The sequence below is a fragment of the Paracoccus sp. (in: a-proteobacteria) genome, assembly GCF_032007265.1.
GTDB lineage: Bacteria > Pseudomonadota > Alphaproteobacteria > Rhodobacterales > Rhodobacteraceae > Paracoccus.
Genome location: NZ_DALZMB010000152.1, coordinates 1 through 6784 on the forward strand (window position 1 = coordinate 1; position 6784 = coordinate 6784).

The 6784-nt window shown below is 59.8% G+C and carries 5 protein-coding genes; all 5 read right to left on the reverse strand.

Features of this window, described 5'->3' with window-relative positions; genetic code table 11:
* On the reverse strand, positions 1–1035 hold a 1035-nt coding region (locus RTS12_RS19420; RefSeq protein ID WP_312531508.1), incomplete at its 3' end, for an FAD-binding oxidoreductase.
* Positions 1032–1853, reverse strand: coding sequence for an NAD(P)-dependent oxidoreductase (locus RTS12_RS19425; RefSeq protein WP_312531511.1), 822 nt, complete (start codon positions 1851–1853; stop codon positions 1032–1034). The genes RTS12_RS19425 and RTS12_RS19420, both read right to left, overlap by 4 nt.
* Complete coding sequence (locus tag RTS12_RS19430) at positions 1850–3070, reverse strand: pyridoxal phosphate-dependent aminotransferase (RefSeq protein WP_312531514.1); 1221 nt, start codon at positions 3068–3070, stop codon at positions 1850–1852. The genes RTS12_RS19425 and RTS12_RS19430 overlap by 4 nt, the downstream gene beginning before the upstream one ends.
* Positions 3067–4701 (reverse strand): hydantoinase B/oxoprolinase family protein, encoded by a 1635-nt coding sequence (locus RTS12_RS19435; RefSeq protein ID WP_312531517.1) that lies wholly within the window; start codon positions 4699–4701, stop codon positions 3067–3069. Before RTS12_RS19435 ends, RTS12_RS19430 begins: the two co-directional genes overlap by 4 nt.
* A partial coding sequence (locus tag RTS12_RS19440) for a hydantoinase/oxoprolinase family protein (protein ID WP_312531519.1) occupies positions 4698–6784 on the reverse strand: 2087 nt, incomplete at its 5' end. The genes RTS12_RS19435 and RTS12_RS19440, both read right to left, overlap by 4 nt.

Here is a 6784-nt window from a genome sequence, read left to right on the forward strand (position 1 = left end):
TTCAACCTCGGGATGGCGCCCCACGATCAGGTTATGGTCCAGCGTGTTGAAATCGTAGTGTCCGGCCCAGCTATTAACAACTTTGATCGCCTCGAATGCCTCAGAGCGTTCGGCAAGGGCCGGCCAGATGATCTCTTCGAATTCTTCATGGCGTGGATCGAAATCATCCCAATCGACGGCATCATCGTGAACCGGCGGGCATCCCACCAGGAAAAATCGGCCTTCGGGGCGGCAGAAAACGCCGCTTGGATCAATCATCAAGGGCAGTCGGCCTTGATTGACCCGCGCGGTTCCTTCGGGGGATTTGGCGCAGTCAAAGACAAAAATTGTGCGCTTGCGCGGCTCGACGGGAACATCCAGCCCCGCCATCCGCGCGGTCAGGGCCGCACGCGGCCCCGAGGCGTTGACGACGGTCCCGGCCTGAATGACCGCACCGGATTTCAGGGTCACGGATGTCACCCGCGCGCCATCGCGGGTAATAGCCACCGCCTCATCGGTGACGTAATCCGCCCCCTGCTCGCGCGCCTTGGCCTTGAAGCCGTACATCAGGCCGGTGTTGTTAAACCACCCCTCGCCTGAGCGGCCATAAGAGGCCAGCAAGATATCCTGACAGTTCAAATGCGGAAAAGCTTGGGCCAGCTCATCGCTATTCCACAGCACCACATCCGCACCGCAGGCGGTCTGAACCGCGTGGTTTTCGCGCAAAGTCTGAGCGCCATTTTCGGTATTGGCCAAGAACAGATAGCCGCCCGGATGAAAGTTCAAATCGGGCCTGGCCTCACCTTTGACCTGCATCGTATCGCCGAAATTATTAATAAATTCGCTGCCATACTGGCTGATCTTCACGTTGATTGGATTCGAGAACTGGGTCCTAATCGACGACGAAGATAGCGAGGTTGCCGCCTTGGCATAGGTCGGGTCGCGCTCGATCACCAGGACCGAGCCGTTGAAATCCGGATTTGCGGTCAGGAAATAGGCCACCGCCGATCCGATAACCGCGCCGCCGATGATGACGACATCATATCTGTCTTTCATTGCTTTTCCTCGTCATCGGGGTGCCCAAGATGCACGAACCAGCCGCCAAGACATTCAACGGCTTGATCCTTTGGGTCGGGGGTTGGGTGGCTTGCCTCCAGCTTGGCGCGGTAGCTTTCGGTGTTTTCTTGAGGGTGAAAACCAAGATGCCCTGCCAGGCGGTTGTCCACCGGTTTGACCGCATTATCCGAAATCCCAAAGGAAACGGTAAAGCCCACACGCGGTGCCGTCAGCGCCGCCTTGACCAAGCGCAGGCAATCATCAAAGGCCAGCCAGGACCACAACATGCGGCGGTCGGTCGGCTCGGGAAAGGATGAAAAAATGCGCAGGGCCACGGATTCTATGCCGAATTTGTCCCAGTAAAGCTGACCCAGATCCTCGACAAAGCATTTCGACAACCCGTAAAGCCCGTCAGGACGATGAGGGGCGGCGGCGTCAATATGGGTCTCTAGCTTGTGATAGCCGATCGCATGAACCGATGAGGCATAGATCACGCGGCCTACCCCGTTTTTGCGCGCGCCCTCATAGATATTATAGCTGCCCTGGATATTAGAGGACATGATTTCCTGCCAGGGCCGCTCGAGCGGTGCCCCGCCGAAATGCACAATCGCGTCGACCCCCTCGCACAGCTTCATGATCGCGGCGCTATCGGCCAAATCTGCAATATGCGCCTCTTCGTTGCTTTGCAGATTTGCGATTTCGCAGCGATCGGTCAGCCGCAATTTGCGCGCCAAAGGGGCAAGCCCCCGGCGCAGTTCGGTACCCAGACGTCCAGCTGCGCCAGTGATCAGGATCGTGTCGAAACGGGGGGTGCTCATGCGTTTACCTCGGCAGTCTGCAATGCGGCGACGGCGCGCGCGATGCGCGCAATGGCCTCGGTCAGGATGTCATCACGGGTCGCGGTCGAGATGCGAAAGAAGGGCGATAAACCATAGGCGCTGCCGGGAACCGAGCTGACGTGCCCCTCGGCCAGCAGATAGTTAGATACCGCAACATCATCCGTCAGCACCTCTCCCTTTGCGGTGCGCCGACCGATCAGCCCTGCGCAACCGATATAGGCATAGAATGCACCCTCTGGCGCAGACAGCGTCAAGCCATCGATTTGCGCAATCCCCGCCAACACAAGGTTGCGACGGCGTTCAAAGGCCGCGCGAAATTCCTTGATGCAATCTTGCGGCCCGGTCAGTGCCGCCAGTGCCGCAGCCTGCATCGGGGCCGCAACCGAGGTGACGCTTTGGCTTTGCACGGTATTCATCGCACCGATCAGGGCTGTGGGGCCCGCGGCATAGCCCACGCGCCATCCCGTCATGGCATAGGCCTTGGCGACGCCATTTACGATCAGCGTGCGATGCCGCAATTCTGGGCAGGCCTGTCCAAAACTGACAAACTCGCGCCCATCAAAAAGGATATGCTCGTAGATTTCATCAGACAGGATCAGCACTTGCGGATGGCGCGCCAGCACCGCAGCAATTGCGCGCAATTCGGCCAGTGAATAGACCGCCCCCGAGGGATTGCCCGGCATGTTCAGAAACAGCCATTTCGTGCGCGGGGTAATTACGGCCTCCAGCACCTCGGGCGTCAAGCGAAAGCCCGAGCTAGCTGGGCATTGTGCCATGACGGGGCAGCCGCCCAGCAGTTTCACCATCTCGGGGTAACTGACGAAATAAGGCGCAGGCAGGATTGCCTCATCGTCTGGGTTCAGGGTGGCCATCAGCGCGTTAAAGATGATCTGCTTGGCCCCGTTGGCGACAACGATTTCATCGGCGCTGTAGTCCAACCCGTTTTCGCGCAGAAACTTTGCAGCGATGGCCTGACGCAGCGCCAGCGTGCCTGCAGCAGCCGTGTAAAGCGTCTGACCCGCAAGCGCCGCTTGATATGCGGCATCGGAAATATGGGCCGGAGTTGGAAAATCCGGCTCGCCCAATCCAAGATCGATGACATCGACGCCTGTCGCCCGCAGCGCCTTGGCAGCCTGCGACGCGGCCATAGAGGCCGAGGGCTTTACCGCCGCAAGGCGGGTTGCGACATAGCTCATCGGGACGTCTCCTTTTTGCCTTTGGTGACATAGCCTTTGGCATCATCGGCTTGGCGCGATTGGGCGCTGCGCTTGGCGGGATCGCCAAAGCCGCCACCCCCTGGCAGCTCCAAGATCAGCCGCTGCCCGGCCGGAACATGCTGCCAACCTTTAGGCTTCATCTTGGTGCCGTCATTCAATGTGACGGTACCGGGTGCCCCAGCCTTGCCGCCGTTGCGGCCCTGCGCGGCATGGTCTACGCGGTCGAACATCGCCGAAAAATCGAACTCATGCCCCGGCGCGGCCTCAATTTCGATGATCTGGCCCAATCCGCCGCGGAACTCGCCCTCGCCGCCCGAATTGGGACGCAGCTCTTTGCGCCAGACGACAATCGGGCCAGTCTGTTCAGTGGCCTCGATCGGCATTGTCATCACGCCCGACGGAAATGCGGTGGCCGAAAGCCCGTCCAATGTGGGCCGCGCCCCCATTCCCCCCGAGTTGAACATCAAAATCTCGGCGCGTCGGCCATTCTGACCCGCAACAGGACGGGCCGAGATATGGATATTCCACAATGCCCCCGCCCCCTCTGCCAGGATCTGCCCCGGCAAGGCCTTGGCCAGCGCACCCAAAACCAGGTCGGGCACCATATGGCCGATCACATGGCGCAATGAGACGGGCGCCGGACGCGCAGCATTCAGGATATTGGTCGGCGATGAAATCGTGAACAGCTCGAGCGAGGCCCAATTGTTTGGAATATCTGGGGCAACCACGCATTTGAGCGCATAGCAGGCATAGGCCTTGGTATAGATGATCGGGACATTGATGCCCCAGCGGCTCATCGCATCCGTGCCTGCGAAATCAACATTGATGGCGTGGTCCAAGATCGAAACCGTGGCGGCCAGCTTGACAGGTTGATCATAGCCATCGGTCAAACTGTGGTTGGACCAGCTGCCTTTGGGCAGGGCTGCGATACGCGCCAAAGTGGCGGCATGGGTGCGGCTAAAGATGAACTCACCCAAAGCATCCAAGCTGGTCAGCCCGATTTCCTGCATCATATCGATCAGGCGGCGATGGCCCACGTCATTGCAAGCCGCCAGTGAGTAGAAGTCTCCGACGACTTGATTTGGCTCGCGAACATTGCTGCGCAGGATTTTGATCAGATCGGCGTTCACCTTGCCGCGCTCGGCAAATTTCATGATCGGGATCTGGATGCCTTCCTCGTAGACGGATTTGCCATCCGCGCCAAAGCCACGCCCGCCGACATCGACAACATGGGCTGTGCAGGCAAAAAACCCGATCAGCTCATCGCCCAGGAACGAGGGCGAAACCATGGTGATGTCATGCAGATGCCCCGTCCCCTTCCAGGGGTCGTTGGTGACATAGGTATCGCCTGCAAACATATGATCGCGCCCGATTTCCGCGATGAAATGCAAGACGGCCTCTGCCATGGTATTGACGTGGCCGGGGGTGCCGGTCACGGCCTGCGCCAACATGCGCCCCTGTGGGTCGAAAACGCCCGCCGACAGATCGCCCGCTTCGCGTACCGAGGTCGAAAAGGCCGTGCGCAACAGCGTCAAGGCCTGCTCTTCGACCACCGAGATCAGCCGGTTCCACATGACCTGCATGCGGATCTCGAAGGTTGCATCGCTCATGCTGCCAGCTCCTTGCGGATCAAAAGAAGGGTGCCGTCGTCCTGCATGACCACGTCAAAGGGCGATGTCACAACGGTCGAGGTTTCGCGTTCGACGATAATTGCCGGTCCATTCAGGCGCGTTCCGGGGGCGAGGCTATGACGCTCGACGATTGCGGTTGGCATCATCCGCCCTTGGGCCGGATCAAAGACCTCGCGTTCTATCTGTGCCTGCATCACCGATGTGCCGCGAGTGAGCGCAAAGGCCGCTGGCGCGCGACGCTCATCCTGCGCTTTGACCGAGAAGGTCACAATCTCGATCTCTAGCCCGTCCAGCCCATCGATGGCGCGACCAAAGAAGCGGGCATAGTTCTCGCGAAAGCGCTGAGTCAAAAGCTCGGCATCGCTGGGGGTGAAGGCCCGATCGGGCAATGTGACCGGGATCTCCCACCCCTGCCCGGCATAGCGCATGAACCCCGTCACCTCGCGCAGTATTTTCCCATCGGTCCCGGCACGCACAAAGCGTTCGGCGGTCAGTTTCAACTCGTCAAGCATGTCGTTGACGGCCCGCGGATCAAATTGGGACAGGCGCACGACACGCGAGGCCAAGGCCTCATAACCGAAAGGCGCCTTGAGAAAACCGATGGCCGAGCCGACACCTGCGCCTGCGGGGATCAAGCAGCGATCAATCCCAAGCTTTTCGCAGAGCCGCGAGGCATGCAAAGGCGCCGCGCCGCCAAAGGCAATCATGGTGTTGTCCGAGATGTTCTTGCCATTCTCGACCGCATGAACCCGCGCCGCGTTAGCCATGTTCTCGTCCACGACCTCGACGATTCCAAAGGCTGCGGGCTCGGTGGCGATATTTAGGCTGTCTCCGACGTGTTGGCTGATGGCGGCCTGGGCGTTGGCCAGAGACAGTTTGATCGCTCCGCCAGCGAAATGATCGGGATCAAGCTTACCCAATACCAGATCGGCATCTGTAATCGCCGGGCGCTCGCCACCGCGCTGATAGCAGGCCGGGCCTGGCTCTGATGCCGCGGATTCCGGTCCCGTCTGGATGCGGCCCATGGCATCGACCCAGGCGATTGAACCGCCGCCTGCACCAATTTCGATCATCTCGATCACCGGGATCGAAATCGGCATTCCCGATCCCTTGCAGAAGCGATAGGTCCGAGCCACCTCGAAAGTGCGGGCGGTTTTAGGCTGGAAATCGTCGATCAAGCAAATCTTGGCGGTGGTGCCGCCCATGTCATAGCTGACCACTTTTTCCAGACCAAAACGCTGCGCCACATCCGCAGCAAAGATTGCCCCACCCGCCGGGCCGGATTCGATCAGGCGCACTGGAAACTCTGCGGCCGTCTCGACCGAGATCAGCCCGCCACCCGAATGGATCATGAATACCGGGCAGGTTGCGCCCAATTCCTTTAGGCGGATTTGCAGCCGCGACAAATAATCCTGCATCTGCGGACGCACATAGGCATTGGCGCAGACCGTGTTGAACCGCTCGAATTCACGCATCTGAGGTGACACGTCCGAGGAAATCGAAATCGGCAGATCGACGGCTGCGGCGATAATCTGCTTGGCTCTGCGCTCGTGGGCGGGGTTCACATAGGAATGAATAAAGCCAATGGCGACGGCGCCAAAACCGCCGGCGGCGATCTGGGCAGCGATCTGTGCAAGCGCCTCTTCATCCAGCGGCGCAAGCTCTTGGCCATCTGCGCCAATGCGGCCCGCGACGGTAAAACGATCCTCACGCGAAATCAGCGGCGCTGGCAGCTGCAGGTTCAGATCATATTGTTCGAACCGGTGTTCGGTGCGCATTTCGATGACATCACGAAAGCCTTGGGTCGTGACCAAAGCCGTGCGCGCACCGCGCCGCTCGATCAGGGCATTGGTGGCAAGGGTCGTGCCATGGATCACGATTTCCAGATCAGCGAAACTGATGCCCGCCTCGCGGGTCACGATCGCGATCCCGTCGAGAATGGCCTGCTCGGGGGCTGCGTAATTCGTCAGGACCTTTGTCGAAAACATCTGCCCGCGGCATTCAAGGACAATGTCGGTAAAGGTGCCGCCAATATCGGCCCCCAGTCGGATGGTCTGACCGG

Bases quoted from the DNA above. Each gene is read 5' to 3' on its own strand.
- RTS12_RS19435 (WP_312531517.1), bottom strand. From the start codon at position 4,701: ATGAGCGATGCAACCTTCGAGATCCGCATGCAGGTCATGTGGAACCGG.
- RTS12_RS19430 (WP_312531514.1), bottom strand. From the start codon at position 3,070: ATGAGCTATGTCGCAACCCGCCTTGCGGCGGTAAAGCCCTCGGCCTCT.
- RTS12_RS19425 (WP_312531511.1), bottom strand. From the start codon at position 1,853: ATGAGCACCCCCCGTTTCGACACGATCCTGATCACTGGCGCAGCTGGA.